This window comes from Pseudomonas sp. GZD-209, assembly GCF_049310485.1.
Lineage (GTDB): Bacteria > Pseudomonadota > Gammaproteobacteria > Pseudomonadales > Pseudomonadaceae > Aquipseudomonas > Aquipseudomonas sichuanensis.
In genome coordinates, this window is the sequence record NZ_JBMOWQ010000066.1 from 1 (window position 1) to 26383 (window position 26383).

General features: G+C 65.3%; 24 protein-coding genes. 16 read left to right on the plus strand and 8 right to left on the minus strand.

The features are described 5' to 3' along the window. Positions 1 to 127 precede the first annotated feature (127 nt). The 5 genes from fabB to ACO6VM_RS09890 all read right to left on the minus strand — a co-directional run bounded on the left by fabB (position 128) and on the right by ACO6VM_RS09890 (position 7041). Positions 128 to 1345, minus strand: coding sequence for a beta-ketoacyl-ACP synthase I (fabB, locus tag ACO6VM_RS09870; RefSeq protein WP_401056231.1), 1218 nt, complete (start codon positions 1343 to 1345; stop codon positions 128 to 130). 11 nt (positions 1346 to 1356) lie between these two features. Continuing rightward, positions 1357 to 1872: a 3-hydroxyacyl-[acyl-carrier-protein] dehydratase FabA gene (gene fabA / locus ACO6VM_RS09875; RefSeq protein WP_110993977.1), complete on the minus strand. Its 516-nt coding sequence runs from the start codon at positions 1870 to 1872 to the stop codon at positions 1357 to 1359. A 206-nt stretch (positions 1873 to 2078) separates the two neighbouring features. Further along, complete coding sequence (locus ACO6VM_RS09880; protein ID WP_422403201.1) at positions 2079 to 4007, minus strand: response regulator; 1929 nt, start codon at positions 4005 to 4007, stop codon at positions 2079 to 2081. After that, on the minus strand, positions 4004 to 4894 hold the full coding sequence (locus ACO6VM_RS09885; RefSeq protein ID WP_401056228.1) for an ABC transporter substrate-binding protein: 891 nt from the start codon (positions 4892 to 4894) through the stop codon (positions 4004 to 4006). The genes ACO6VM_RS09880 and ACO6VM_RS09885 overlap by 4 nt, the downstream gene beginning before the upstream one ends. Beyond that, on the minus strand, positions 4894 to 7041 hold the full coding sequence (locus ACO6VM_RS09890; protein ID WP_422403202.1) for a TonB-dependent receptor plug domain-containing protein: 2148 nt from the start codon (positions 7039 to 7041) through the stop codon (positions 4894 to 4896). Before ACO6VM_RS09890 ends, ACO6VM_RS09885 begins: the two co-directional genes overlap by 1 nt. Before the next feature lie 169 nt (positions 7042 to 7210). Between ACO6VM_RS09890 and ACO6VM_RS09895 the strand changes: the two genes are divergently transcribed. The 14 genes from ACO6VM_RS09895 (at position 7211) to ACO6VM_RS09960 (ending at position 21386) form a co-directional block, all read left to right on the plus strand. Beyond that, complete coding sequence (locus ACO6VM_RS09895; protein WP_401056224.1) at positions 7211 to 8236, plus strand: NAD(P)H-dependent glycerol-3-phosphate dehydrogenase; 1026 nt, start codon at positions 7211 to 7213, stop codon at positions 8234 to 8236. Positions 8237 to 8251: 15 nt separating this feature from the next. After that, positions 8252 to 8599: a DUF4389 domain-containing protein gene (locus tag ACO6VM_RS09900; RefSeq protein ID WP_422403203.1), complete on the plus strand. Its 348-nt coding sequence runs from the start codon at positions 8252 to 8254 to the stop codon at positions 8597 to 8599. Beyond that, complete coding sequence (sixA, locus tag ACO6VM_RS09905; RefSeq protein WP_401056222.1) at positions 8596 to 9054, plus strand: phosphohistidine phosphatase SixA; 459 nt, start codon at positions 8596 to 8598, stop codon at positions 9052 to 9054. The genes ACO6VM_RS09900 and sixA overlap by 4 nt, the downstream gene beginning before the upstream one ends. 98 nt (positions 9055 to 9152) lie before the next feature. After that, on the plus strand, positions 9153 to 9536 hold the full coding sequence (locus tag ACO6VM_RS09910; protein ID WP_125464872.1) for a hypothetical protein: 384 nt from the start codon (positions 9153 to 9155) through the stop codon (positions 9534 to 9536). A gap of 98 nt (positions 9537 to 9634) precedes the next feature. Next, positions 9635 to 10423: an alpha/beta fold hydrolase gene (locus ACO6VM_RS09915; protein WP_401056220.1), complete on the plus strand. Its 789-nt coding sequence runs from the start codon at positions 9635 to 9637 to the stop codon at positions 10421 to 10423. Beyond that, entirely contained in the window at positions 10420 to 11274 is an 855-nt protein-coding gene (locus ACO6VM_RS09920) for an alpha/beta hydrolase (protein WP_125859451.1), read from the plus strand. The genes ACO6VM_RS09915 and ACO6VM_RS09920 overlap by 4 nt, the downstream gene beginning before the upstream one ends. A gap of 102 nt (positions 11275 to 11376) precedes the next feature. Further along, on the plus strand, positions 11377 to 12171 hold the full coding sequence (locus ACO6VM_RS09925) for a DUF4892 domain-containing protein (RefSeq protein WP_422403204.1): 795 nt from the start codon (positions 11377 to 11379) through the stop codon (positions 12169 to 12171). 11 nt (positions 12172 to 12182) lie between these two features. Continuing rightward, positions 12183 to 13223, plus strand: coding sequence for an AI-2E family transporter (locus ACO6VM_RS09930; RefSeq protein WP_401056218.1), 1041 nt, complete (start codon positions 12183 to 12185; stop codon positions 13221 to 13223). A 244-nt stretch (positions 13224 to 13467) separates the two neighbouring features. Beyond that, entirely contained in the window at positions 13468 to 13557 is a 90-nt protein-coding gene (kdpF, locus tag ACO6VM_RS09935; RefSeq protein WP_033696222.1) for a K(+)-transporting ATPase subunit F, read from the plus strand. Between the two features lie 9 nt (positions 13558 to 13566). Further along, complete coding sequence (kdpA, locus tag ACO6VM_RS09940) at positions 13567 to 15261, plus strand: potassium-transporting ATPase subunit KdpA (RefSeq protein WP_422403205.1); 1695 nt, start codon at positions 13567 to 13569, stop codon at positions 15259 to 15261. Between the two features lie 10 nt (positions 15262 to 15271). Next, complete coding sequence (kdpB, locus tag ACO6VM_RS09945; protein WP_422403206.1) at positions 15272 to 17326, plus strand: potassium-transporting ATPase subunit KdpB; 2055 nt, start codon at positions 15272 to 15274, stop codon at positions 17324 to 17326. Between the two features lie 13 nt (positions 17327 to 17339). Then, on the plus strand, positions 17340 to 17903 hold the full coding sequence (gene kdpC / locus ACO6VM_RS09950; RefSeq protein WP_422403207.1) for a potassium-transporting ATPase subunit KdpC: 564 nt from the start codon (positions 17340 to 17342) through the stop codon (positions 17901 to 17903). Positions 17904 to 18036: 133 nt separating this feature from the next. Next, a complete protein-coding gene (locus tag ACO6VM_RS09955; RefSeq protein WP_422403208.1) occupies positions 18037 to 20691 on the plus strand; it encodes a DUF4118 domain-containing protein in 2655 nt (884 codons plus the stop codon). Next, complete coding sequence (locus ACO6VM_RS09960) at positions 20688 to 21386, plus strand: response regulator (RefSeq protein WP_422403209.1); 699 nt, start codon at positions 20688 to 20690, stop codon at positions 21384 to 21386. The genes ACO6VM_RS09955 and ACO6VM_RS09960 overlap by 4 nt, the downstream gene beginning before the upstream one ends. 144 nt (positions 21387 to 21530) lie before the next feature. Here the strand turns inward: ACO6VM_RS09960 and lysA are convergent, their stop codons facing one another. Continuing rightward, entirely contained in the window at positions 21531 to 22766 is a 1236-nt protein-coding gene (gene lysA, locus ACO6VM_RS09965) for a diaminopimelate decarboxylase (protein ID WP_401056208.1), read from the minus strand. A 283-nt stretch (positions 22767 to 23049) separates the two neighbouring features. Between lysA and ACO6VM_RS09970 the strand changes: the two genes are divergently transcribed. Together ACO6VM_RS09970 and ACO6VM_RS09975 are read left to right on the plus strand one after the other, a co-directional pair. Further along, positions 23050 to 23964, plus strand: a complete 915-nt coding sequence (locus ACO6VM_RS09970) for a LysR family transcriptional regulator (protein ID WP_422403210.1) — start codon at positions 23050 to 23052, stop codon at positions 23962 to 23964. Positions 23965 to 24045: 81 nt separating this feature from the next. Next, positions 24046 to 24384, plus strand: coding sequence for a hypothetical protein (locus ACO6VM_RS09975; protein ID WP_422403211.1), 339 nt, complete (start codon positions 24046 to 24048; stop codon positions 24382 to 24384). Positions 24385 to 24464: 80 nt separating this feature from the next. On the opposite strand, the gene ACO6VM_RS09980 is transcribed toward ACO6VM_RS09975, so the two are convergent. Both ACO6VM_RS09980 and ACO6VM_RS09985 read right to left on the minus strand, forming a co-directional pair. After that, on the minus strand, positions 24465 to 24629 hold the full coding sequence (locus ACO6VM_RS09980; protein WP_401056775.1) for a MerR family DNA-binding protein: 165 nt from the start codon (positions 24627 to 24629) through the stop codon (positions 24465 to 24467). 86 nt (positions 24630 to 24715) lie between these two features. Continuing rightward, positions 24716 to 26374 carry a M48 family metalloprotease gene (locus ACO6VM_RS09985; RefSeq protein ID WP_422403212.1) on the minus strand — a complete coding sequence of 553 codons (1659 nt, stop codon included), beginning with the start codon at positions 26372 to 26374 and terminating at the stop codon, positions 24716 to 24718. Between the last annotated feature and the right edge of the window lie 9 nt (positions 26375 to 26383).

Sequence of the window (26383 nt, forward strand, 5' to 3'; positions counted from 1 at the left end):
CGCGGGGCAAGCCCGCTCCCACGATGTGTTCGTGGGAGCGGGCTTGCCCCGCGATGAGGGCGTTACAGCCCACAAACAAAAACGCCCCGACCTAGGTCGGGGCGTTCTCGTTCAGCAGATCAAGCGATCACTTGCCTTCCCAGCGCTTGAGCACCAGGGTGGCGTTGGTGCCGCCAAAGCCGAAGCTGTTGCTCATCACGGTGGTGAGCTTGGCGTCTTCGGTTTTGCGCACGATCGGCAGGTCGGCAACTTCCGGATCCAGCTCGTCGATGTTGGCGGAGCCGGCGATGAAGTTGTTCTCCATCATCAGCAGGCAGTAGATCGCCTCGTGCACGCCTGCGGCGCCCAGCGAGTGGCCGGACAGGCTCTTGGTCGAGCTGATCTTCGGAGCCTTGTCCTTGAACACTTCACGCACGCCCTTCATCTCGGCAACGTCGCCGACCGGGGTGGAGGTGCCGTGGGTGTTCAGGTAGTCGATCGGGGTGTCGACGGTGGACAGCGCCTGCTGCATGCAGCGGATCGCGCCTTCGCCGCTCGGGGCGACCATGTCGTAGCCGTCCGAGGTCGCGCCGTAGCCGACGATTTCGGCGTAGATCTTGGCGCCACGGGCCAGGGCGTGTTCCAGCTCCTCGACCACCACCATGCCGCCACCGCCAGCGATGACGAAGCCATCACGGTCGGCGTCGTAGGCGCGCGAGGCCAGCTCTGGGGTTTCGTTGCGCTTGGTCGACAGGGCGCCCATGGCATCGAACAGGAACGACTGGCTCCAGTGCTCTTCTTCACCGCCACCGGCGAAGACGATGTCCTGCTTGCCCCACTGGATCTGCTCCAGAGCGGTGCCGATGCAGTGTGCCGAGGTGGCGCAGGCCGACGAGATCGAGTAGTTGATGCCCTTGATCTTGAACGGAGTGGCCAGGCACGCCGACACGGTGCTGCCCATGGTGCGGGTGACACGGTATGGGCCAACGCGCTTGACGCCTTTCTCGCGCAGGGTGTCCAGAGCTTCCATCTGGTTCAGCGTGGAAGCGCCGCCGGAACCGGCAACCAGGCCGGTGCGCGGGTTCGACACTTGCTCTTCGGTCAGGCCCGCGTCCTTGATCGCATCCTGCATCGCCAGGTACGCGTAGGCAGCGGCGTGGCCAACGAAGCGATACACCTTGCGGTCGATCAGCTCTTCGAGGTTCAGGTCGATGGAGCCGGAAACCTGGCTACGCAGCCCCATTTCCTTGTATTCCGGGTTGTAACGAATGCCCGGACGGCTGTTGCGCAGGTTTTCGGTGACGGTAGCTTTGTCATTGCCCAGGCACGAAACGATGCCCAGACCAGTGATAACGACGCGGCGCATGCGAATAACCCTTAGAAATTGTCAGTGGAGGTGAACACGCCGACCCGCAGGCCTTCGGCGGTGTAGATCTCGCGACCGTCGACGCTGACCGAGCCATCGGCGATGGCCATGTTCAGCTTGCCCTTCAGGACGCGCTTGATGTGAATGTTGTAGGTGACTTTCTTGGCGGTGGGTAGTACCTGGCCGAAGAATTTCACTTCGCCCGAACCCAGCGCACGGCCGCGGCCCGGCAGGCCCTGCCAGCCGAGGAAGAAGCCGACCAGCTGCCACATGGCATCGAGGCCCAGGCAGCCTGGCATCACCGGGTCGCCTTCGAAGTGGCAGGCGAAGAACCACAGGTCCGGGTTGATATCCAGCTCGGCGACCAATTCACCTTTGCCGAACTTGCCGCCTTCCTCGCTGATATGGGCGATGCGATCGACCATCAGCATGTTCGGGGCGGGCAGTTGCGCATTACCGGGGCCGAACAGCTCACCGCGACTGCAGCGCAGCAGGTCTTCCCGGGTAAAGGCGTTTTGTTTGGTCATGCGAGCTCCTCAATAACCCCCTGTGGCAGGGGATGAATCTTCCCGGCCGGCCCGAAGCGTTGTGCGTTCGAGGCGGCAGCCTACAGGTAGACTATTGCGTTGTGGTGAAAGTCACAGCGCACCTGGCAAAAGAAGTACAGGTGTGCACTGAAATGTTATTTTCCGGGCCTGCGAAGGTCCTGTCCAGTCTTTAAGACTGCCGCACTTTAGCATTTATCGCCAGTCGCAGCTGTCCGAGCGGGTAACCAGCGGTGCAGGATGCGCTGCAGCTCGGTGCGTTTGAACGGCTTGCTCAGGTAATCGTTCATGCCGGCGGCCAGGCAACGCTCGCGGTCCCCCTCCAGCACACTGGCGGTGAGGGCGATGATCGGCAGCCCGTCGCCCTGCGCCAGCTGGCGGATGCGCCGGGTGGCCTCGAAGCCGTCCACCTGCGGCAGGCGGCAGTCCATCAGCACGGCGGCGAAGCGTTGCTGTTGCACCAGGTCGACCGCCTGGGCGCCATCCATCGCCAGGCTGACCTCGAAGCCGAGGCTGCGCAGCATGGCTTCGATGACGCTCTGGTTGACCGGATTGTCCTCCACCAGCAGGATCCGCTCGCCATTGCCAGCCAGCGCACCGGCCGCCGTCGCGCCCGCAGGCAGGGCCGCGGGCGCGTTGGCCAGGGCCAGCGGCATCTCCAGGGTGAAGGTCGAGCCCGACCCTTCGCGGCTTTCGCCACGCAGATGGCCACCCATGCGTTCGGCCAGGGTGCGGGCGATCGACAGGCCCAGCCCGGTACCGCCGTAGCGCCGGGAAATCGAGCTGTCGGCCTGCTGGAAGGCGACGAACATCATTTCCAGGCGGTTGCTGTCGATACCTATCCCCGTGTCGCGCACGGTGCAGGTCAGCCAGATCATCTGCTGATCGAGCACCTGCCAGCTCGCCTCTACCGCCACCTCGCCGCGTTCGGTGAACTTCAGCGCATTGCCGATCAGGTTGAGCAGGACCTGGCGGATCCGGGTCGGATCGCCGACCACCTGCAACAGCTCCATGCCCGGCGGCAACTGCAGGTGCAGCGCCAGGCCGCGCTGCTGGGCGCTGTGCTGGAACGACTGGACACTGCTGGCGACCAGCTCGCCAAGGTTGAAGTCGATGTGCTCCAGCTGCAGCGTGGTGCGTTCGATCCGCGAGAAATCGAGGATGTCGTTGATCACCTTGAGCAGGTGCCCGGTGGACTCGCTGGCCACTGCGGCGTATTCGGCCTGCTCGCTGGTCAACCGGGTGGTCTCCAGCAGTTGCAGCATGCCCAGCACACCGTTCATGGGGGTGCGCAGTTCATGGCTCATCATGGCCAGGAAGTCCGACTTGGCACGGTTGGCCTGCTCGGCCTCTTCGCGGGCCTGGATCAGCTGGCTCATGGCCTGCTGCTGTTCATGGGCGGCCTGGTCCAGGGCGCTGGCCAGGTTGTTGATGTGCCGCGCCAGGTGGCCCAGTTCGCTGTCATCGACCACCGGCAACGGGGCATCGAAATCACCTTGCTGGATGGCCTTGACCGCATGGCCCATGTCGCTGATCGGCTTGGACAGGCTCATGGCCAGGCGCCGGGCCAGCAGGAAGGTGAACAGCAGCGCGAACAGGGCGAGGATGCCGGCCTTGATCACGATCTCCTGCTGGCGCTGGCTGAAGGCGTCGTCGGACATGCCCACGATCACCCGCCCCAGGTAGTCGTCGCCGATGCTCGGCAACTGCGGCTTGCCCTGCAGGAAGTCGTTGTCCAGGCGGATCTGCTGCAGGCGGATCGGCGCCTGGAACACTTCCACCCGTTGCGCCCGGCTGAGGCTTTCGTCCGGTTGTTCGACGTACACCAGGATGTGGTTGCGGCTGTCCTGCACCTCGAGGAAGCGTACGTGAGGAATGCTCAGGGTCGCGCGCATCAGGCTTTCGAGCACTTCATTGTTGCCGGAGATCACGCCGTACTCGGAGGCCGGCGCCAGCTGGTTGGCGATCAATTGGCCGGTGTGGTTGAGCTCCTGGCGCAAGTCCTGGATACGCACGAAGGTGAAGAAGCTGATCAGCAGCAAGGTCAGCAGCAGGGCAGGGCCAAGGCTGATCATCTGCGTGCGGGTGTGGATGTCCCAGCTCAGGCGTTTGCTCATGGGGTGGGTTCTCCTGCGGCCAACGCCAATGCGGCGGCGTCCTGATCGATGGCTTCCAGGCCCAGGGCGCGCGCCACCTGCTGGTTGCCACTGACGGCGAAATGCGTGGGGTAAAGGCTGCGTGGCCAGCGTGCCGGAGGTTGCTCGAGCAGTTGGTCGAGCACTTCCAGCCAGTCGTCCTGGTCGCTGTAGGTGCTGGCCAGGGCACCGGCACGGACGAAGCCGACGTTCGGCCCGATCAGCGCCATCTGCCGGCCGTAACTGCTGAGCAGCACGTTCTTGGCCGATTTGGAGTTGTACAGCTCGGGGTCGTCGAGCCCCAGCAGCACATCGCTGTTGGCCAGCAGGTTCTGCAGCGGGCGGCTGTCGCGCAAGTCGGGCCAGCCCTCTGCGACGATCTCCAGCCCCATGGGCTGGGCGGCCTGGCGCAGCTCATCGAGCAGGAAGCGGCTGTGCTCACCGTACAGCACGCCAATGCGCCGCGCCTGCGGCAACAGGTAGCGGGCCAGGCGCAATTGCCGGGCCAGCGGCGGGTCACTCCACAGCAGGCTGAGGAACGCCGGCCGCGACTTTCCCAAGCGTTGCTCGGCCTGCACCCGGCTGACCCTCAGGGCCAGCGCCGGCGGGCCGGCGGTTTCGCCCAGGCGCCACTCCAGCGCCGGGCCGTCCAGCAACACCAGGCGCGTATCGCTTTTCAGCTGTTCCGGGCGCGGCAGTTCGCTCACGGTCTGGAAATGCACATGGTCGTGCGGGCGGCGCTGCGCCAGGGCAGCGACGAAGCTGCGGATGCCCGGCTGGTCGTCGGCACCCACCAACAGGATTTCGCTGGCCGACAGCGAACCCAGTGGCAGGATGCACAGCAGCAGCAAGCGCAGCAGCACGACCATCAGAACGCCAGCTCCGCGCTCACGCTCAGGCGGTGGCGGCTGTCGTAGCGGTTCTGCACGGCAGTAGTCGGTTCGTCATCCAGGCGCTGCTGCCACAGGGCCGCCAGCTCCAGGTCGCTGCCCTGCACCTTGAAGCGTTTGGCCACGCGCAGGTCGACGCGCTCGTAGCGGTACTGGTTGAGCGCATCGTCACCGTAATAGAAGAGGGCGCTCGACCAGCCCAGGCCCCACTCGCGCAGCCAGCCGGCCGAGCCGCTGTTGCGGGCGCTCAGGCGCCGGTCGGCGGGGTTGCTGGCCCAGGCGTCGACATAGGCGTAGGTGATGCGCAGGCGGTCGCGCTGGGTGGCGCGCCAGTCGAACTGCGCCTCGCTGCCGGTGAAGCGCGCCTTGTTGGCGTTGCTGGCGATGTACTGGTTGTTCTTCAGGGGCTCGCTGATCATCCCGGTGATCTCGTCGTAGAACAACTTCACGTCCATGCTCAGGTCGATGTCGCTGAAGTAGCCGTTGTAGCCCAGCTCGCGCGAGCGCATGCGCTCCTGGTCGAGGTTGCCCGGGCCGCGGGTCTTGACGAAGTACTCGCCGTCCTGCAGGCCGTAACGGTTGGGGGACAGGCCCTTGACCGTGTAGCTCCAGTTGACGTTGTTCTCGAACATGTCGGGCGAGCGCACCGCTTCGGAGTACACCGCGCGCAATCCGTGGCGTGGCGTGATCAGGTAGTTCACCGCCACGCGCGGGGTCAACGAGTTGCCGGACAGCTGGGTATTTTCGTACATCGCCCCGCCCTGGATGACCCAGTGTTCGTCGGCACGCCATTCCAGCTGGCCGAACAGGCGCCAGGTCTGGTCGTCGAGGCTGCCGTTGAAGTAGGTCTGCGAGTCTGCGCGGTCGTAGCGGTAGTTCATGCCCGTGACCAGACGGAGGCTCTCGTTCAGGCTCAAGGTGTCCTGGATCTCCAGGTCGTAGCGCGTTTCACGGGTGCTCTGGTCGACATCGCCGCACACCGTGTTGCGCCCGCCGGCATTCCATTGATCCTGCACTTGCTGTGTGAGCGAGGTGAGCAGCGGATCGCTGGTGGTCGGCAGGTTGCCGGTAAAGAGATTGCGTGCAACACCTTCGGCAAAGTTCGGATTGAGTTGCCACAGCCGGGTCAGCTCCGGGCTGAAGGCAATGGAGGCATCGCAGGCGCGCCACACCTGCTGACGGTCGAAGTGCTGCGCCGAACCCTGCACATACAGGCTGTGATCGGGATTGAAGTCGATGTTCCAGCGCAACGAACCGGCATAGTCCTTGGCGTTGACGTCGGCATCGTTGCCCGCGGCGTAGCTGCCGAATACTGGCTGGTAGGTATAGGGCCGCTGGTTGCTGCCTTCCTTGGCCGCCAGTTGCCATTCCAGGGTCTGGTCCGGCGCCAGGCTGTGGCTGGCATTGATATTGATGCGGTTGAGCCGGCGGCTGTCGCGGTAGTCGCGGCCGAACTGGTCCTTGTCGAAGCCGTCGTCCTGCTGGCCCGACAGCGACAGGCGCAGGTCGCCGCCGTCCCAGCCGATGCCCTGGCTGGCGTAATAGTCGTTGATGCCGTCCTGGCCACGGGTCAGCTTCAGCCGCGTGCCGTGGCTGTCGGCGGGGTTGCGGGTGAGGATGTTGACCACCGCCATCAGCGCGTTGGCGCCATAGCTGACGGTGTTGGGGCCGCGGAACACTTCGATCCGCTCGATATCCTCGATGGCCACCGGGATGTCGCTCCAGTCCACCGTGGCCAGGCCCGCGCGGTACACCGAACGGCCGTCGATCAGCACCTGCATGCGCCGGGCATCGTTGACGTTGCTGCCGTGGTAGTTGACCGTTGGCTGGTTGCCGGCGCCATAGCCGATCATCATGCCCGGCACCAGGCGCAGCAGCTCGGGGATGTCCCGGGCGCCGCTGGCGTGGATCAGCTCGCTGTCGAGCACGGTCATGCTGCCCGGCACCGCGGCCGGGGATTGTTTCAGGCGTGTGGCGGTCAGAACCTGGGGCAGGTCCTGGCTGTCGGTGAACAGATCATCGGCCATGGCCGGGCCGCCGAGCAGGGCGGTCAGTATCAGCAGGCGCGGGTAAGGGGGCGTGCCAGGGAACACGGTACGGCCTTGTTTCAGAAATGAATCAGGCATGTTAACTGACCGTGTGGCTTTTGCCAGTGATCTGCGGTTGGCAAGTTGCCGCATGCCAGGCTACTGAACCGCGGGAGCGGGCTTGCCCCGCGATGCGCCACTGGTTCTGTCGCATGCGGGCCGTATAATGCGCCAGTCGCCACTTATTTTATGGGTTAACGGATTGGATATGACTGAACAGCAACCTGTTGCAGTTCTTGGCGGTGGCAGCTTCGGCACCGCCGTGGCAAACCTGCTGGCGGAAAACGGCCACCCGGTGCGCCAATGGATGCGCGACCCGGCGCAGGCCGAGGCGATGCGCGTCAACCGCGAGAATCCGCGTTACCTCAAGGGCATTCGCCTGCATGACGGCGTCGAACCGGTCAACGACCTGCTCGCCACCTTGCAGGCCAGCGACCTGATCTTCGTCGCGCTGCCGTCGAGCGCCCTGCGCAGCGTGCTGGCGCCCCACGCAGAGCTGCTGCGTGGCAAAGGCCTGGTCAGCCTGACCAAGGGCATCGAAGCGCAGAGCTTCAAGCTGATGAGCCAGATCCTCGAAGAGATCGCCCCCCAGGCGCGCATCGGCGTGCTGTCGGGGCCGAACCTTGCCCGCGAGATCGCCGAGCACGCGCTGACCGCCACCGTGGTCGCCAGCGAAGATGAAGCGCTGTGCCAGCAGGTGCAGGCCGTGCTGCACGGCCGCACCTTCCGCGTCTATGCCAGCAACGACCGCTTCGGCGTCGAGCTGGGCGGCGCCCTGAAGAACGTCTACGCGATCATCGCCGGCATGGCGGTGGCACTGGGCATGGGCGAGAACACCAAGAGCATGCTGATCACCCGCGCCCTGGCCGAGATGACCCGTTTCGCCGTGAGCCAGGGTGCCAACCCCATGACCTTCCTTGGCCTGGCCGGGGTCGGCGACCTGATCGTCACCTGCTCCTCGCCCAAGAGCCGCAACTACCAGGTCGGCCACGCCCTGGGCCAGGGCCTGACCCTGGAGCAGGCAGTCAGCCGCCTGGGCGAGGTGGCCGAAGGGGTCAACACCATCAAGGTGCTCAAGGCCAAGGCCCAGGAAGTGCAGGTGTACATGCCCCTGGTGGCCGGCCTGCATGCGATCCTGTTCGAAGGCCGCACCCTCAACCAGGTGATCGAGCACCTGATGCGCGCCGAGCCCAAGACCGACATCGATTTCATTTCCACCAGCGGTTTCAACTGAACGAAGGAGCGACACATGAACGATACCCCGCAAAGCGCCGCGCGCGAGTCGATCATCCTGCGGGTGCTGTGGATGCTGGTGTTCCTGGTGGTCTGGCAGCTCGCCGAGCTGTTGCTGGGCGGCCTGGTCCTGGTGCAGCTGATCTACCGGCTGATCTACGGCGCGCCCAGCGCCAGCCTGATGAACTTTGGCGACAGCCTCAGCCAGTACCTGGCACAGATCGGCCGCTTCGGCAGCTTCCACAGCGACCAGAAACCCTGGCCGTTCGCCGACTGGCCTACACCCCGCACCCCTGAGGGCGAGGCCGCCCATGCCGTGGCCCCGGCCCCGCACCCGGTGCGTGACGAGGAGCCCAAGCTGTGAGGCTGTGGGTGCTGCGCCACGGCGAGGCGGAGCCGCGCGCCAACACCGACGCCGAACGGCGCCTCACCGCCCACGGCCGCGAGCAGGTGCTGCGCAGTGCCGCGCACCTGCTGGGCCAGCCGCTGCAGGCGATCATCGCCAGCCCTTACGTGCGCGCCCAGCAAACCGCAGCGCTGGTGCACGATGCCCTGGGCTTCGCTGAGCCCGTGCGCACCGTGCCCTGGCTGACCCCCGAGAGCAATGTGCAACAGGTGATCGGCGAACTCGAGCGCCTGGGGCTGGAGCATGTGCTGCTGGTCAGCCACCAGCCACTGGTGGGTTCGCTGGTGGGCATGCTGGAGCATGGCCATGCTCAGCAACCGGCGCCCTTGAGCACCGCCAGCCTGGCCACGCTGGAAGGCGACTGGCCGCTGGCCGGATTGATGACCCTGCGCGGCCTTCATCATTCGGCGTGAAGGCGGCAACTGGTATTTTTGCCAGTTGTCGCGCCGCCGAGGCGCTTGCTAGCGTCGGCAACAGCAAGTGAATGTGCGGCAGGCCCAGGGAGTGTCGAATGAACAGCCGGAGGCTGGCGTTGGTAGGTTCGGTTGACCTGCAACCAACGCTGGAAAAAGTGCAGAAGGATGACGTGCTGGAATTTGCCGAGTACAGCATGTTGCGAGAGTCGGCAGACGCCAAGCTCTACCAGTTGATGAACAAGGTCCGTGCCGGGCAAGGCCTGGCTCCCGCCACGCTGTTCGACGGCGAAGAAGATCTGCGGCGCCTGCAGGAAGCCAGCATGCGCATGGCCCATCTGTTGCAAACCAGCTGCCTGGCCTTGCGCAGGCTTGGCCTGGAACAGCAGGACAAACACCTGGCCCGTGAGGCGCTGGAGTATCAGCTGGCCTACATGCAGGCCTGCCTGCGGCGCTCAATGGCCAGCTTCGGCGAGTTCTGAATGACCTGATCGCCCTTGGCGATGACCTTTCCGGACGTTGCCGCCACCCACCGGCTTGCCGACAATGGGCCATCCTTCCCCGTGCAGAGCAGGCGGCCATGTCGCAGCAGATCTTCTTCGCCCACGCCAATGGCTTCCCCTCGGCCACCTACGGCAAGCTGTTCGCCGCCCTGGCGCCGGATTACCAGGTGTGCCACCTGGCCCAGCATGCCCACGACCCGCGCTTCCCGGTGAACGACAACTGGCAAAGCCTGGTGGACGAGCTGCTGCATCACCTCGAACAGCAGGACGCCCCGGTGTGGGGTGTCGGCCATTCGCTGGGCGGTGTGCTGCACCTGCACGCGGCGCTGCGCCGCCCGGAACTCTACCGTGGCGTGGTGATGCTCGACTCGCCGGTGCTGACCCGGGTCGATGAATGGCTGATCCAGGCAGCCAAGCGCCTGGGCTTCATCGACCGCATCACCCCGGCCGGGCGCACCCTGGGCCGGCGTGAGGCATTCAGTGACCGCGACAGCGCGCGCAGTTACTTCGCCGGCAAGAGCCTGTTCCGCCACTTCGACCCGGAATGCCTGGAGGCCTATCTGGAGCATGGTCTGGAGCGCGCGCAAGACGGCCTGCGCCTGCGTTTCGACCCGGCCACCGAGATCAGCATCTACCGCAGCATCCCCCATGCCAGCCCGCTGCCACCGCGCCAGTTGCAAGTGCCGCTGGCCGTGGTGCGCGGCGCCCAGAGCCGGGTGATCCGCCGGCACCATGCGCTGGGCGTGCGGGGCATGGCCCGGGGCGAATATCACAGCTTGCCGGGCGGGCACATGTTCCCGCTGGAGCGCCCCCTCGACACCGCCAGCCTGATCAAAGGCCTGTTCGACCGCTGGGGCCAGGCATGAGCGCCCAGGTTGAAGAAGTTCGCCTGACCCTGGGCCATATCGAACTGGCCGCCCACCTGTTCGGCCCCGACGACGGCCTGCCGGTGATCGCCTTGCACGGCTGGCTGGATAACGCCAACAGCTTCGCCCGCCTGGCGCCCCAGCTCGAAGGGCTGCGTATCGTCGCACTCGACCTGGCCGGGCACGGCTATTCGCAGCACCGCCCGGTCGGGGCTGGTTACGCCCTGGCCGATTACGCCCACGACGTGCTGCGGGTCGCCGAGCAACTGGGCTGGCAGCGCTTCGGCCTGCTCGGCCATTCGCTGGGGGCGATCATTTCGGTGCAACTGGCCGGCGCCTTGCCCGAGCGGGTCAGCCACCTGGCGCTGATCGACGGGGTGATCCCGCCCACCGTGACCGAACAGGATGCCGCCGAGCGCCTGGGGATGGCGCTGCAGGCCCAACTGCGCCTGGACGGCAAGCGCAAGACGGTCTACGCAACTTTGGAGGAGGGGGTCGAGGCGCGCATGAAAGGCATGGTCGCGGTAAGCCGTGAAGCGGCCGAACTGCTGGCCCAGCGCGGCCTGATGCCGGTACCCGGCGGTTACAGCTGGCGCAGCGACAGCCGCCTGACGTTGCCGTCGCCCACCCGCCTGAACCAGGCCCAGGCCATGGCCTTCGTCAAGCGCGTGGCCTGCCCGGCCTGCCTGGTGGTGGCGGCCGACGGCATGCTGGCGCGCCACACGGAGCTGCTGGAGCAGCTACCCTTCGAGCAGATCACGCTGCCGGGTGGCCATCACCTGCACTTGAACGATGAGCAGGGTGCGGCCCTTGTTGCAGACTGTTTCAATCGCTTCTTTGGCATTCCTTGACTTGCACCGGGCAAGTGTCGAGGCTTGGCGGGTTGAAAGGGAGACAACCATGTACATGCCAGACACTCACGTATTCCAAACCCGCGGCCACGAGGGCTGCCGATGAGCGTACCCGTTTACGCCCGCAGCGCCATCGCTGCCTGCCTCGCCTTCGCCAGCCCCTGGCTGTGGGCCGGTGAGCTGCCCGTTCCGGTTGACGCCAAAGTGGTCGATCAACGCCCCGCGGTGGAGCAGGAGCGGGTCTACCCAATGGGGCCGCTGCGCAAGATCAGTGGTCGCCTGCGGGTCGATGACAAGGTCGAAAGCCGTGGCCAGGTCAGCTCGGTCACCTACGAACTGCCGTTGGAGCGCAGCGCCCGCGAGGCGTTCACCAGCGCCCGAGAAGCCCTGCAAAAAGACGGCGGTTACCCGTTGTTCTGGTGCCAGGGCCGCGACTGCGGCGAAGCCAGCCTGTGGGCCAACGACGTGTTCGCCAACGCCCGCCTCAATGGCGGCGACGAGCAGCAGGCGTTCATCCTGTTGCGTCGCTCGGCCGAGGAGGCCGACACCCTGGTCGCGCTGTACAGCGTCACCCGAGGCAACCGTCGCGCCTACCTGCATGTGGAAGAGTTCGTCGCCGGCAGCCCGTTGGGAGAAATCCTGCCCACGGCCGCCACAGTCCTGCGCGAACTGCGCGACACCGGCAAGCTCGACTACCCCGACCTGGCCGAGCCCCAGGCCACTTGGGTGGCGCTGCTGGCGCGCAGCCTGAACCTTGACAGCACCCTGCGCGCCAGCCTCAGTGGCAAGGGCGCCGAGGCCTGGCGCGAGCAGTTGACCAAGGCCGGCGTGCGCAACGGCCGGCTCGAAGTCGGCGATGCGCCCACCGATGGCCTGCACCTGGAGCTGATCCGTTGAGTGAGCGCCCCATGCCCAACACCGACCGCCTGCTGGTGCAGATCCTGCTGCTGGCGCTGCTCGGCGCTGCACTCTGGGTGATGGCGCCGTTCATCTCGGCACTGCTGTGGGGCGCCATCCTGGCCTTCGCCAGCTGGCCGTTGATGCGTTTGCTCACGCGTGTGCTGGGCGGGCGGGAAACCCTGGCCGCCAGCTTGCTGACCACGGCCTGGATCCTGATCGTGGCCTTGCCGCTGGTGTGGCTGGGCTTCAACCTGGCCGACCATATCCGCGATGCCACCGCCTTTGTGCGCGACGTGCAGGTCGAAGGCCTGCCCGATGCGCCCGCCTGGGTGGCGGGTATTCCGTTGGTGGGTGCGCGCCTGGTCGGCTGGTGGGAATCGTTCGACCAGCAAGGTGCGGCGCTGCTGGCGTCGGCCAAACCTTACCTCGGCCAGGTCGGCAACTGGTTGCTGGCGCGCAGCGCGCAGATCGGCAGCGGGGTGCTGGAGCTGACCCTGAGTCTGGTGTTCGTGTTCTTCTTCTACCGCGACGGGCCGCGCCTGGCGGCGTTCGTGCTCCGCCTGCTGCAACGGCTGGTAGGCGAGCGCGCCGAGTACTACGTCGAACTGGTGGCCGGTACCGTGCAACGGGTGGTCAACGGGGTGATCGGCACCGCTGCGGCGCAAGCCCTGCTGGCACTGATCGGTTTCCTGATTGCCGGCGTGCCGGGGGCAGTGGTGCTGGGCCTGGTGACCTTCATGCTCAGCCTGATCCCCATGGGCCCGCCGCTGGCGTGGATCCCCGCCACCGCCTGGCTGGTGTCGAAGGGCGATTACGGCATGGCGGTGTTCCTCGGGGTGTGGGGCACCTTCGTCATCAGCGGCGTGGACAACGTGCTCAAACCCTACCTGATCAGCCGCGGCGGCAACCTGCCATTGGTGATCGTGCTGCTCGGGGTGTTCGGCGGTTTGCTCGCCTTTGGCTTTATCGGCTTGTTCATCGGGCCGACCCTGTTGGCGGTGGGGTACAGCCTGCTGCTGGACTGGAGCCGCCACTCTGCGCAGAACTAACGCCCATCGCGGGGCAAGCCCGCTCCCACCCAATCCCTTGGATGCGTGGGATCGTCCCTCCCCAAACCCCCCCCCCCCCCATCTTTTTTGGGCTCCCCCCCCCCCCCCCCCCCCCCCGCGATGGTCAGTTGATCTTTACGCCTTCTTTATGCCCTGACCCCACCCCCCATCTCGCCCCTTTACGCCCCTCCCTAGGACAATTTCCCCAAAGCGGCCCTCATGCCGCATCAAGGGAGATGGGCTCATGTACATGCTCGATGGGCTGTCACTGCTGTTGGCAGTGGCGTTGGCGGTTTACCTGCTGGTGGCGCTGCTGCGCGCCGATCGCAGCTAAGGGGCGGCCATGCACAGTTACGATTACCTGCTATTGCTGGCGTTCTTCGCCATCGTGCTGCTACCGGCACCCTGGCTTGGGCGTTTCTACTTCAAAGTGATGGAAGGCCAGCGCACCTGGCTGACGCCGGTGCTCGGCCCGGTGGAGCGGGGCTGCTATCGCCTGGCTGGGGTCAACGCCGGGCAAGAGCACAACTGGAAGCAGTACACCCTGGCCCTGCTGGCCTTCAACCTGGCCGGCTTCGGGCTGCTGTTCGCCGTCCTGCTGCTGCAAGGCAGCCTGCCGCTCAACCCGCAGCACCTGCCGGGCCAGGAGTGGTCATTGGCGTTCAACACAGCGGTCAGCTTCATGACCAACACCAACTGGCAGTCCTACAGCGGTGAGGCCTCGGTCAGCTACCTGAGCCAGATGCTCGGCCTGACCGTGCAGAACTTCGTCAGCGCCGCCACCGGCCTGGCCGTGCTGGTCGCCCTGTGCCGTGGTATCGCCCGCCGCTCGACCACCACGCTGGGCAACTTCTGGGTCGACCTGACCCGCGCCACCCTCTACGGCCTGCTGCCGCTGTGCCTCGTGCTGGCGCTGCTGCTGGTGTGGCAGGGCGTGCCGCAGACCTTCGCCGACTACGCCCACGCCGTCACCTTGCAGGGGGCCGACCAGACCATCCCGCTCGGCCCGGCCGCCAGCCAGATCGCCATCAAGCAGCTGGGCACCAACGGCGGCGGCTTCTTCGGCGTCAACTCGGCGCACCCGTTCGAGAACCCCACGGCCTGGAGCAACCTGTTCGAGGTGGCCTCGATCATCCTGATCCCGGTGGCGCTGGTGTTCACCTTCGGCCACTACGTCAAGGACCTGCGCCAGAGCCGCGCGATCATCGCCTGCATGCTGGCGCTGTTCCTGATTGGCGGCAGCACCGCGCTGTGGTCGGAGCATCAGCCCAACCCGGCCCTGGAGAGTGCCCAGGTGCAACAGAGCGCGCCGCTGGAAGGCAAGGAGAGCCGCTTCGGCACCACCGGCTCGGTGCTGTGGACGGTCACCACCACCGCCGCCTCCAACGGCTCGGTCAACGCCATGCACGACAGCCTCAACCCGCTGACCGGCATGGTGGCGATGGTCAACATGATGGTCGGCGAGGTGATCTTCGGCGGCGTCGGCGCAGGCCTGTACGGCATGCTGCTATTCGTGCTGATCGCGGTGTTCCTGGCTGGCCTGATGAACGGCCGCACCCCGGAGTACCTGGGCAAGAAGCTGCAGGCCCGTGAAGTGCAACTGCTGGTGGCGACCCTGCTGGTGATGCCGGTCGGCGTGCTGGTGCTCGGCGCCATCGCCGCCAGCCTGCCAGGCCCGGCCGGCGCGGTGAGCAACCCCGGTGCCCACGGCTTTAGCCAGTTGCTGTATGCCTACACCTCCGGCACCGCCAACAACGGCTCGGCCTTCGCCGGCTTCGGCGCCAACACCCCCTACCACAACGTGATGATCGCCCTGGCCATGCTGATCGGCCGCTTCGGCTACATCCTGCCGGTGCTGGCCCTGGCCGGCAGCCTGGCGGCGAAGAAGAGCGCACCGCAGGGGCTGAACAGCTTCCCCACCCACGGCCCGCTGTTCACCACGCTGCTGCTGGTGACCATCCTGCTGGTCGGTGGCCTGACCTTCCTGCCGACCTTGGCCCTGGGGCCGATCGCCGAACACCTGAGCCTGGGTTTCTGAGGAATCATTGATGAACATGCCCATTCCTGACGTGAAGGCGCAACGCAGCGCCAAGGACCAGACCCGCTTCGCCGCGCTGTGGCGCCCGGCGCTGCTGCAGGCCTTCGTCAAGCTCGACCCGCGCCAGCTCAAACGCTCGCCGGTGATGCTGGTGGTGGCCCTCACTGCGTTGCTCACCACGGTACTGTGCTACGCCCCCGAAAGCGGCGTGAGCACCGGCGTGGCGGTGCAGATCACCGTGTGGCTGTGGTTCACCGTGCTGTTCGCCAACTTTGCCGAAGCCCTCGCCGAGGGCCGCGGCAAGGCCCGCGCCGACAGCCTCAAGGCCGGCAGCCAGGGCCTGACCGCGCAGCGGCGCAAGAGCGACGGCAGCTTTGAGACCGTCGCCGCCAGCCAGCTGCGCAAGGACGATGTGGTGCGCGTGGTGGCCGGCGAGATGATCCCCGGTGACGGCGAGGTGCTCGAAGGCATCGCTGCGGTCAACGAGGCTGCCATCACCGGCGAGTCCGCGCCGGTGATCCGCGAGTCCGGCGGCGACCGCTCGGCCGTCACCGGCAACACCCGGCTGGTCTCCGACTGGCTGCTGATCCGCATCTCCAGCAACCCCGGCGAATCGACCCTGGACCGCATGATCGCCCTGGTCGAAGGCGCCAAGCGCCAGAAAACCCCCAACGAGATCGCCCTGGACATCCTGCTGATCGGCCTCACCCTGATCTTCCTGATCGTGGTGGTGACCCTGCAGCCGTTCGCCCGCTTCGCCGGTGGCAGCCTGCCGCTGATCTTCCTCGCCGCCTTGCTGGTGACGCTGATCCCCACCACCATCGGTGGCCTGCTGTCGGCCATCGGCATCGCCGGCATGGACCGCCTGGTGCGCCTGAACGTGATCGCCCGCTCCGGCCGCGCGGTGGAGGCGGCCGGCGACGTGCACACGCTGATGCTCGACAAGACCGGCACCATCACCTTCGGCAACCGTCGCTGCAGTGCCCTGCATGCCGCCTCGGGCGTGACCGCCAAGGAACTGGGGGAGGGCGCCTTGCTCGCCTCGCTGGCCGACGACACCGCCGAAGGCAAGTCCATCGTCGAGTACCTGCGCCAGCTGCATGACTTCGCTGAACCCTCGAGCAGCCAGTACCAGGCCATCGCCTTCAGCGCCGAGACGCGCCTGTCGGGCATCGACTTCCAGCAGCACCGCTACCGCAAGGGTGCCGTCGATGCGGTGCTGGCCTTCGTCGGCATGCAACGCCTGGAAATGCCGGTGCCCCTGGCCCGTGAAGTGGAGCGCATTGCCCAGAGCGGCGGTACACCGCTGCTGGTGTGCGTCGACAAGCGCCTGCTCGGCGTGATCCACCTCAAGGACGTGGTCAAGCCCGGCATCCGTGAGCGCTTCGCCGAGCTGCGCAAGCTGGGCATCCGCACCGTGATGGTCACCGGCGACAACCCGCTGACCGCCGCGGCCATTGCCGCCGAGGCCGGCGTGGATGACGTGCTCGCCGAAGCCACCCCGGAGAAGAAGCTGGCGCGCATCCGCCAGGAGCAGAACGACGGCCGCCTGGTGGCCATGTGCGGCGACGGCGCCAACGACGCGCCGGCCCTGGCCCAGGCTGACGTGGGCATGGCCATGAACGACGGCACCCAGGCCGCCCGCGAGGCCGCCAACATGGTCGACCTCGACAGCGACCCGACCAAGCTGCTGGACGTGGTGCAGGTGGGCAAGGAGCTGCTGGTCACCCGTGGCGCGCTGACCACCTTCTCCATTGCCAACGACGTGGCCAAGTACTTCGCCATCCTGCCGGCGCTGTTCGCCGCCATCTACCCGCAACTGGGCGTGCTCAACCTGATGCAGCTGGCCAGCCCGCAGAGCGCGATCCTCTCGGCCATCGTGTTCAACGCGCTGATCATCATCGTGCTGATCCCCCTGGCCCTGCGCGGGGTGCGGGTGCAGGCCGCCAGCGCCGCCCACCTGCTGCGGCGCAACCTGCTGATCTACGGCCTGGGCGGGATCCTTGTGCCGTTCGCCGGGATCAAGCTGATCGACCTGCTGCTCAACGCCCTGCACCTGGTTTGAAGGAGAGACTGACATGACTGCTTATGTACGCCCGGCCTTGAGCCTGATCCTGCTGATGACCGTGGTCACCGGTGCCTTGTACCCGCTGGCGGTGACCGGGATTGCCCAGGTGGCGTTCCCCGACCAGGCCAATGGCAGCCTGGTGCGTGATGACAAAGGTGAAGTCCGCGGCTCGGCGCTGATCGCCCAGGAGTTCAAGGGCGATGGCTGGTTCCAGTCGCGGCCCTCGGCGGGGGCGTATGCCACCGTGGCCAGCGGCGCGAGCAACCTGTCGCCGAGCAACCCCGCGTTGGCCGAGCGGGTCAAGGGCGAGGCCGCCGCGCAATACCAGGCGCAGCAAGGGCCGGTGCCCTTGGCGCTGCTGACCACCTCCGGCAGCGGCCTGGACCCGCACCTGCCGCCGCAGGCCATCGCCTACCAGCTGGCGCGTGTGGCGGCGGCGCGGCAGGTGCCGGTGGAGCGCTTGCAAGTGCTGGTGAATGACGCCACCCTTCGCCCATTGGTCGGGCCGCCGGTGGTCAATGTGCTGGCGCTGAACCAGGCGCTTGAGCGTTTGGCACCCATAGCTGGCAAATGACCGGACCCATCGCGGGGCAAGTCGCATCGGCGCACCGCCGCTCCCACGCATCCAAAGAATTGCGTGGGAGCGGGCTTGCCCCGCGATGGCCGTTACAGGCGCCACCGATCACCGCACAACCAAAGGATCGAACATGAGCAACCCCACCCGCGCCGACGCGCTGTTGGCCGGCCTGCCCCGCGAAGGCCGGGGCCGGCTCAAGGTATTCCTCGGCGCCGCGCCCGGGGTCGGCAAGACCTTCGCCATGCTCCAGGCCGCCCACGCCCAGCAGCGCCAGGGTGTGCAGGTGGTGGCCGGGGTGGTCGAAACCCACGGTCGCGCCGAAACCGAGGCCCTGCTCGGTGGCCTGCTCCAGCAACCGTTGCTGCGCAGCGAATACCGTGGCGTGCTGCTCGAAGAAATGGACCTCGATGGTCTGCTCAAGGCCAAGCCCCCGCTGGTGCTGGTCGACGAGCTGGCCCACAGCAACGCCCCCGGCAGCCGCCACGCCAAGCGCTGGCAGGACGTGCAGGAACTGCTGGCCGCCGGCATCGACGTGTACACCACGGTCAACGTCCAGCACCTGGAAAGCCTCAACGACAAGGTGCGCGACATCACTGGCGTGCTGGTGCGCGAAACCCTGCCCGACTGGGTGCTGCAGGAAGCCTTCGAACTGGTGCTGATCGACCTGCCGCCGCGCGAACTGCTGGAGCGCCTGCGCGAGGGCAAGGTCTATGTGCCCGAGCAGGCCCGCGCCGCCATCGACGCCTATTTCTCCCAGACCAACCTCACCGCCCTGCGCGAGCTGGCCATGCAGACCGCCGCCGCCCAGGTGGATGCGGACCTGGCCAGCGGCTACCGCCAGCGTGGCCAGGAAGCGCCGGCCCTGCGCGGCCGGCTGCTGGTCGGCATCGACGGCGACGACCAGGCCGAGCGCCTGGTGCGCCATGCCAGCCGCGTTGCGCAACGCCGCCATTTGCCGTGGAGCGTGGTGCACGTCGACAACGGCCGCCTGCGCGACGAAACCGCCCGTCATCGCCTGCAGGCCGCCCAGCAACTGGCCGAACGGCTGGGCGGTGAAGTGGTGCTGCTCAGGGCAGGGGAGGTGGCCCGCACGCTGATCCAGCACGCCGCCGAACGCCGCGCCAGCCTGGTGCTGGTGGGCCAGTCCCGCGACCTGCTGCGCCGCCGCTTGTTCGGTGCCGGCGTGGCGGCGCGCCTGCTGCGCGAAAGCCATGGCCTGGAAATCAACGTGCTCGACCGCGACGCCCAGCCACAACCGGCCAGCGCTGCGGCCAAGCGCGTGTGGGTGTGGCGCCACTACCTGCTGGCGCTGGTGGCCACGGTGTTGGCCGCCGGCCTGTCATGGGCGGTGTCCAGCGTGCTGGCGCTGCCCAATATCTCGCTGGTGTTCCTCGCCGCCGTGCTGCTGGTGGCGGTGCGCAGCAGCCTTGGCCCGGCGTTGGCCTGCGCGGTGCTGTCGTTCCTCGCCTACGACTTCCTGTTCATCCCGCCGAACTTCTCGTTCAGCATCCAGCGCGAAGAAGACGTCCTGACCCTGGTGTTCTTCCTGTTGATGGCCGCGCTCACCGGCAACCTCGCTGCCCGCCAGCGCCGCCAGTTGCAGGCCCTGCGCGAAACCCAGGCGCAGACCAACCAGTTGCTCGACCTGTCGCGCCGGCTGACCGTGGCCACCGATCGCCAGGCCGTGTTCAGCGCCGCCGGCCAGCACCTGAACGGTTGGCAGGACGTGCAGGTGTGCCTGCTCGAACGCAGCGCCGACGGCCTGCTGCAAGTCGCCAGCGGCGATGCGCCGGCCTTCACCGACAACGAACGCGCCGCCGCCGAATGGGCCTGGCAACACGGCCAGGCCGCAGGTTTTGGCAGCGACACCTTGCCCCACGGCCGTTGGTGGTGGTGGCCGCTGGCCGTGGAGGAGCAACCCCTGGCCTTGCTCGGCGTGCGCCCGCGCAACGGTGAACCCATGGCTGCCCAACGCCGCCGCCTGTTGATGGCCCTGGCGCAGCCCCTGGCCCAGGCCCTGGCCCGCGCCCGCTTGGGCGAGCAACTGGAGGCCGCGCGCCTGCACGGTGAAACCGAGCAACTGCGCAGCGCCTTGCTCGCCTCGGTGTCCCATGACCTGCGCACCCCGCTCACGTCCATGCGCGGCAGCATCGACAGCCTGCTGGCGCTGGGCGACGCCATCCCCCCGGACGACCGCCGCGAATTGCTTGAAGGCACCCGCGACGAAGCCGAGCGCCTGGACCGCTATATCCAGAACCTGCTGGACATGACCCGCCTCGGCCACGGCAGCCTCAAGCTTGCCCGCGACTGGGTGGCCCCCGCCGATATCGTCGGCAGCGCCCTCAACCGCCTGCGCGTGGTGCTGGCGCCGCTGCGCGTGCACACCGATGTGCCCGGCGAGCTGCCGCTGCTGTTCGTGCATGCCGCGCTGATCGAGCAGGCGCTGGTGAACGTGCTGGAAAACGCCGCGCGCTTCTCGCCGCCACAAGGGCGGCTCGACTTGCAGGTGAAGGTGCAGGACGAGCAACTGTGCTTCGCCGTCAGCGACCAGGGCCCGGGCATCCCCGAGGACGAGCGCGAAAAGATCTTCGACATGTTCTACACCGCCGCCCGCGGTGACCGCGGCGGGCAGGGCACCGGGCTGGGCCTGGCGATCTGCCAGGGCATGATCGGCGCCCACGGCGGGCGCATCCTGGTGGGCGAGGGCCTCGATGGCCACGGCACCTGCATCACACTATGCTTGCCGCTGCCCACCCAACCCGATAGCGAAAGTGAAGCCCCATGAGCCAAGCCGCCACCCTGCTGGTGATCGACGACGAACCGCAGATCCGCAAGTTCCTGCGCATCAGCCTGGCGTCCCAGGGCTACAAGGTGATCGAAGCCGGTACCGGCAGTGAAGGCCTGGCCCAGGCCGCCTTGAGCAAGCCTGACCTGGTGGTGCTCGACCTCGGCCTGCCGGACATGGACGGCCAGCAAGTGCTGCGCGAACTGCGCGAATGGAGCACGGTGCCGGTGATGGTGCTGTCGGTGCGTGCCAGTGAAGTGCAGAAGGTCGATGCGCTGGATGGCGGCGCCAACGACTACGTGACCAAGCCCTTCGGCATCCAGGAATTCCTCGCCCGCGTGCGCGCGTTGCTGCGCCAGGCACCGCAGGTGGGCAGTGCAACCGCGACGGCCAGTTTTGGGCCGCTGGTGGTGGATTTTGCCTTTCGCAAGGTGACGTTGGAGGGGTTGGAGGTGGCGCTGACGCGCAAGGAATACGCGTTGCTGGCGCAGCTGGCCGGGCACCCGGGGCGGGTGATTACCCAGCAGCAGTTGCTCAAGGATATCTGGGGGCCGACCCACACCGACGACACGCATTACCTGCGGATTGTGGTGGGGCACTTGCGCCAGAAGCTGGGGGATGACCCCACGGCGCCACGGTTCATCATTACCGAGGCGGGGGTGGGGTATCGATTGGTGGCGCCAGCGCAGCCGTAGCGAGGACACGTGGGAGCGGGCTTGCCCCGCGATGAATGCCCGGGGCGTTATGGCACCGGCTTTGCCGGTAATCGCGGGGCAAGTCGCAGCGGCGCACCGCCGCTCCCACGATGTTCACATCAGCGCGTATCGCATTACTGAGTGTTAGACACCCAGCTCCAATGCCAGCAGCTCCTGCACAGTCTGCCGCCGGCGGATCATGCGCAACTGACCCTGCTCGATCAGGAACTCCGGCAACAGCGGCCGGCTGTTGTAGTTCGACGACATGGACGCGCCGTAGGCCCCGGCATCGTGAATCACCAGCAGGTCACCTACCTTGGCTTGCGGCAGCACCTGGGGCGTCAGCTCCTGATCGTCCTGGGTAAACACATCCCCGGACTCGCACAGCGGCCCGGCCACCACGGTCGGTTGCAGCGGGCGATTGACGGGCCGCCCCACGGCATCGAACAGGCTCATGCGGTGATAGGCGCCATACATTGCCGGGCGCATCAGGTCGTTGAAGCCGGCGTCCACCAGGATGTAGTGGTTGTTGCCCATCTGCTTGACGGCGCGCACCTCGGCCACCAGGTAGCCCGACTCCGCCACCAGGAAGCGCCCCGGTTCGATCTCCATGCGCACGGGGTGGCCGAGCATCGCTTCGATCTCCGCCCGCGCCACTGCCCAGGTGCGGGCATAGCACTGCAGGTCCACCGGCTGGTCGTCCTGGCGGTAAGGCGTGGACAGCCCGCCGCCGATGGAGAAGGCTTCGATGTCCATGCCCAGTTGGCCGATCAGCCCGACCATGGCCCCGGCCACCTGCTCCAGGTGCTGGTAATCCACCCCCGAGCCAATGTGCATGTGTACGCCGACCAGGTGCAGGCCGTGCTGCTTCACACAGGCCAGCGCCTCGGGCAGTTGCTCGTGCCAGATACCGTGCTTGCTGTTTTCACCACCGGTGTTGGTCTTGCGGCTGTGGCCGTGGCCGAACCCTGGGTTGATGCGCAGCCACACCCGGTGCCCGGGGGAGCGTTCGCCCAGTTGGTGGAGCATGTCGATGGAACCGGCGTTCACTTCGATACCGGTCTCGACCACCCGCGCCAGGGTCGGCTGGTCCAGCACGTCGCAGGTCAGCACCACCCCGGCCGGCTCGCCAGTTACCTGCGCGCCCGCAGCGAAGGCACGCTCCATTTCACCCAGCGAGACCGCATCGAGCACCAGGCCGCGTTCGCGGATCAGGCGCAGCACGTGCAGGTTGGGGTTGGCTTTTTGTGCGAAACGGACGGTGTCGAAGTGCTGCAGCAGCTGGTCGATGCGCTGGCCGATGGTTTGCGCATCGTAGGCCCACAGGGGCGAGCCGTGTTGGCGGACGGCGTCGGCCAGGAGGGTGGAGGGGGTGCTCATGGTGGTGTTCCTTGTAATGGATGCACCGATCTTGAATGAGTTGATTGATTCACAAAAATAGCTATTTTTATTCAGTCTATTCATATTTGATATGCATGTGCATGTGCATGTGCATGTGCATGTGCATGTGCATGTGCGTGGGAGCGGGCTTGCCCCGCGATCACCGGCATGGCCGGTGCCATGCACCGCGTTGCTTGCATCGCGGGGCAAGCCCGCTCCCACGACACCGCTCCCACGAGCCGCTCTCACGACACCGCGTCCATACCTCAGGCTGTGTACCCCCATGAAACTCTCAGTCCGCCACATCGAAGTGTTCCGCGCCATCATGGCCGCCGGCAGCGTCACCGGCGCCGCCCGGCTGCTGTTCACTTCGCAGCCCACCGTCAGCCGTGAACTGGCGCGCATGGAGCAGGTCACCGGCCTGAACCTGTTCGACCGCGAAGGCGGGCGCCTGGCGCCCACCGCCCAGGCCCTGCTGCTGATCGACGAGGTCGAGCGCGCCTTCGTCGGGCTGGAACGCATCGACCGCTTCGCCCAGGCCATCCGCAACTTCGAGCAAGGCCGGCTGGCCATTACCTGCCTGCCGCTGTTCTCGCAAACCCTGCTGCCCAGGGCCTGCCAGCGCTTCCATCAGCAACACCGGGGCGTGAGCGTGAGCATCACTGCCCAGGAGTCGCCGCTGTTGGAAGAATCGCTGGTCGCCCAGCAGCACGACCTCGGTCTGACCGAAGTCGAGCAGGTACCGCGTGGCGCGGTGGGCGAGTTGCTGTTCAGCGCTGATATGGTCTGCGTGCTGCCCCAGGGGCACCCATTGCAGGCCAAAGCCGTTCTCGAGCTGAGCGATTTCGACGAGGTCGATTTCATCAACCTGGCCAGCCTGGATACTTACCGCCAGCAGCTCGACCAGCACTTTCGCGCTGCCGGGGTGAACCGGCGCACGGTGATCGAGACCACCAGCGCGGCCTCGGTGTGTGCCATGGTCCGGCAGGGGTTGGGGGTGGCGATCATCAACCCTTTGAGTGGGCTGGAGGCGGGGCAGGGTGGGTTGCCGATTCGGCGGTTGAGTATCTCGGTGCCCTACCAGGTGATGCTGATCCGGCCCGAACATCGACCTGCATCGGTTGTGGTGGAGCCGTTTTGCCAGGCGCTGCGGTCTCAGGCGCGGGAGATGGAGGCGGCGCTGGCGAAGGGGGGCTGAGCCCGTCGGAACGAATCGAGCGGGGGTTGGGTCAACAACTGCATTGGAGTTTGAGAACGCTCCATAGCAGGAGGATTGGCCATGAGTACCCTGACGATAGAAGGTTGGTGCAAAGGCAATGGTGATCGCCGCTCCACCCCGGTGGGCGACATCCACTTCGACATCCAAGGCCCGACCCATACGTTGCTGGAGCAGGTCGAAGAGCGCCTGCAACGGAGCCACGAGCCCGAAGCCATGGTCGATGTCGACATGGGCACGCTGAACCTGATGCTGCCGGAAGGCTATGGACCGTTGTCAGACTGCCGTCTGCGGGTCTATCTGAGTGATGATGAGCGCGGGCAGTTTCACCTGGTGGGGCATCGGGCCAGCGATGGCAGCCTGATCTACACCAATGCGGTGCTGATTGCCCAGTTGAGTTGAGGTTCGGTGGCGGCGGTGGTTTCCTTTGGAAATACCGCGTGGGTTCGCCGACGGCGCTGGAACATCCCTTTCACATGTCCTCAGCCTTGCTCGGGCCGTAATGGACACGCCAGTTTCAGCCGCTGCCGCAAGGTGTCCCGCAATTGCTGCAGGTCTTCGAGCCGCTGCTCCACCTGCACCAGCTTGTCGCGCAAAAGCGCTTGTACAGCCTGGTCGGGATTCGCTACGTGCCACAGCTGCTCCACGTTGCTGCTGATCTCGTTCAGTCTGAAGCCAAGGCGTTGCGCGGTGCGGTAAAAGGGCAACAGGTGGCGTCAGGTACTCTTCGCCGCTAACGCTCAGGAATCAACAGCCATGCAGGCGCGTGGGCATCAGGGGATACTCTGCTTCGTCGGCGCATGAACAGTTTAAAAAGGCCAACCAATATGGTCATGTAGATTAGGAGTTGCGCCAAGCCGATGATTGTAAATTGTAGTAATGGTATGCCAAGTGAGTCAAATGCTTCGGTCGTGGTTGGTGTTCTTAGCCAGTATCCGGAATATAGCATGCCTGCGTTAAATCCACACAGGGTGATTAAGTGGCCAATAATGAAAAGCGATTTTGGTTTGCTTTCTCCCTCTGAGCGTGCAATGCCGAATACGGTGAAAACTGAGCAGAAGTAAGCGGATATCAAAAGGGCTGGTAGAAAATATAGGCCGCTCTGAAATGAGCTTGCCAACTTGGGGAGGGTGATGGCGCTGTAGAATTCTTCTGGCCAGAAAATTGCGCCGGAGAGGGCGCCTAGGGCGGCGTAAGTGGACAGTTGGAGGAAGTGAAAAGTTCTAGTCTTCCATTGGCTTTTTGTAAGCCATTCTCCGGTGGAGAATTTTTGAATCATCCTAGACCAGATGATGGCGGCGTATATGTTTCCGATTATCAGCAGGGGTAGCGTGGTCAGGAGGGCGTCAAAATTTTCTGACCAATCTTTTCCTGTTATAGCTGAAAGTAATTCGGTTGCGAGCACGGTGATCTGAAAAATAGAGCAGACGGCGTAAGCGGTTAGAAAGGCATCTAGCCCGTTTGTTTCGAAGGCTGCCTTCGCCGGTTCAGTGATGAAATTCGCTCGTTTTGATAGGGTAGGGTGTCGTTTGAATATGTCAGCGCCTTTTGCTACTGATGGCGTTTGGCTGCTTTCAAAAATGGAAAGTAAAGTATCCCGCGCGCCATGTACGCTGGCTGCCCAGTCGGCGTGATGCTCCCGGGCTCTAAGTATTGAGCAGTATTCGATGGTCAATATGAACTGCATGAACAAAAATGGCGCAATGCTGGATACAAAATTGGGGATATTCTGCAGGTGCCACAGTGCAAACCATTTATAGTTCCCTGTATCCAGATGTATAAGCATTTGCGGGTAGACGTTGATGAATTGAATGATGTAGCCAATGCCTCGAAAAAGGATGATTGGAATTGTTGCAATGAATGCAACCCAGAAAAGGCATCTTGCATAGTATCCTTTAAAGATGTCTCTGTACTTGATGTGCGCCAACTCATGGAGGATGATTGCTTCGAATTTATCAGGGTCACGTGCCCTCAAGAGGATCAATCCGCCATCTAGTTTCAGTATTTTATTTTTACCAATTCCAAACACTTTTGCGGATTGCCGTCTGAGATTTTCAGATCTTAATACTCTGGGTGTCTGGCATCCCGTTATTTGTGCTAGCTTCTCGAGAGTTCTGTAAATTTGTGGGTGGGTGTTGGAGCATAATTCTGTTAGCTTTTCTCTTCTGGTGATCATTTTTGGATGTAGCAGGTAGATCAAATATGCCATGAAGAACGAGTAGGTGCAGGCGAGTGCTGAGATATATACGTCCTCAATTGCATTAAAAGGAGGGGGCAGGAAGTTGGCGTACCAGTCTCCTAAAATCCAGGCTTGCGCCCCAACTGTCAGGATAAATACCGAGAACCTCTGGTTCGTGGCGCTTGGGAATGCGTCGGGGTTCAACGTGGGCATCGTCAGGCC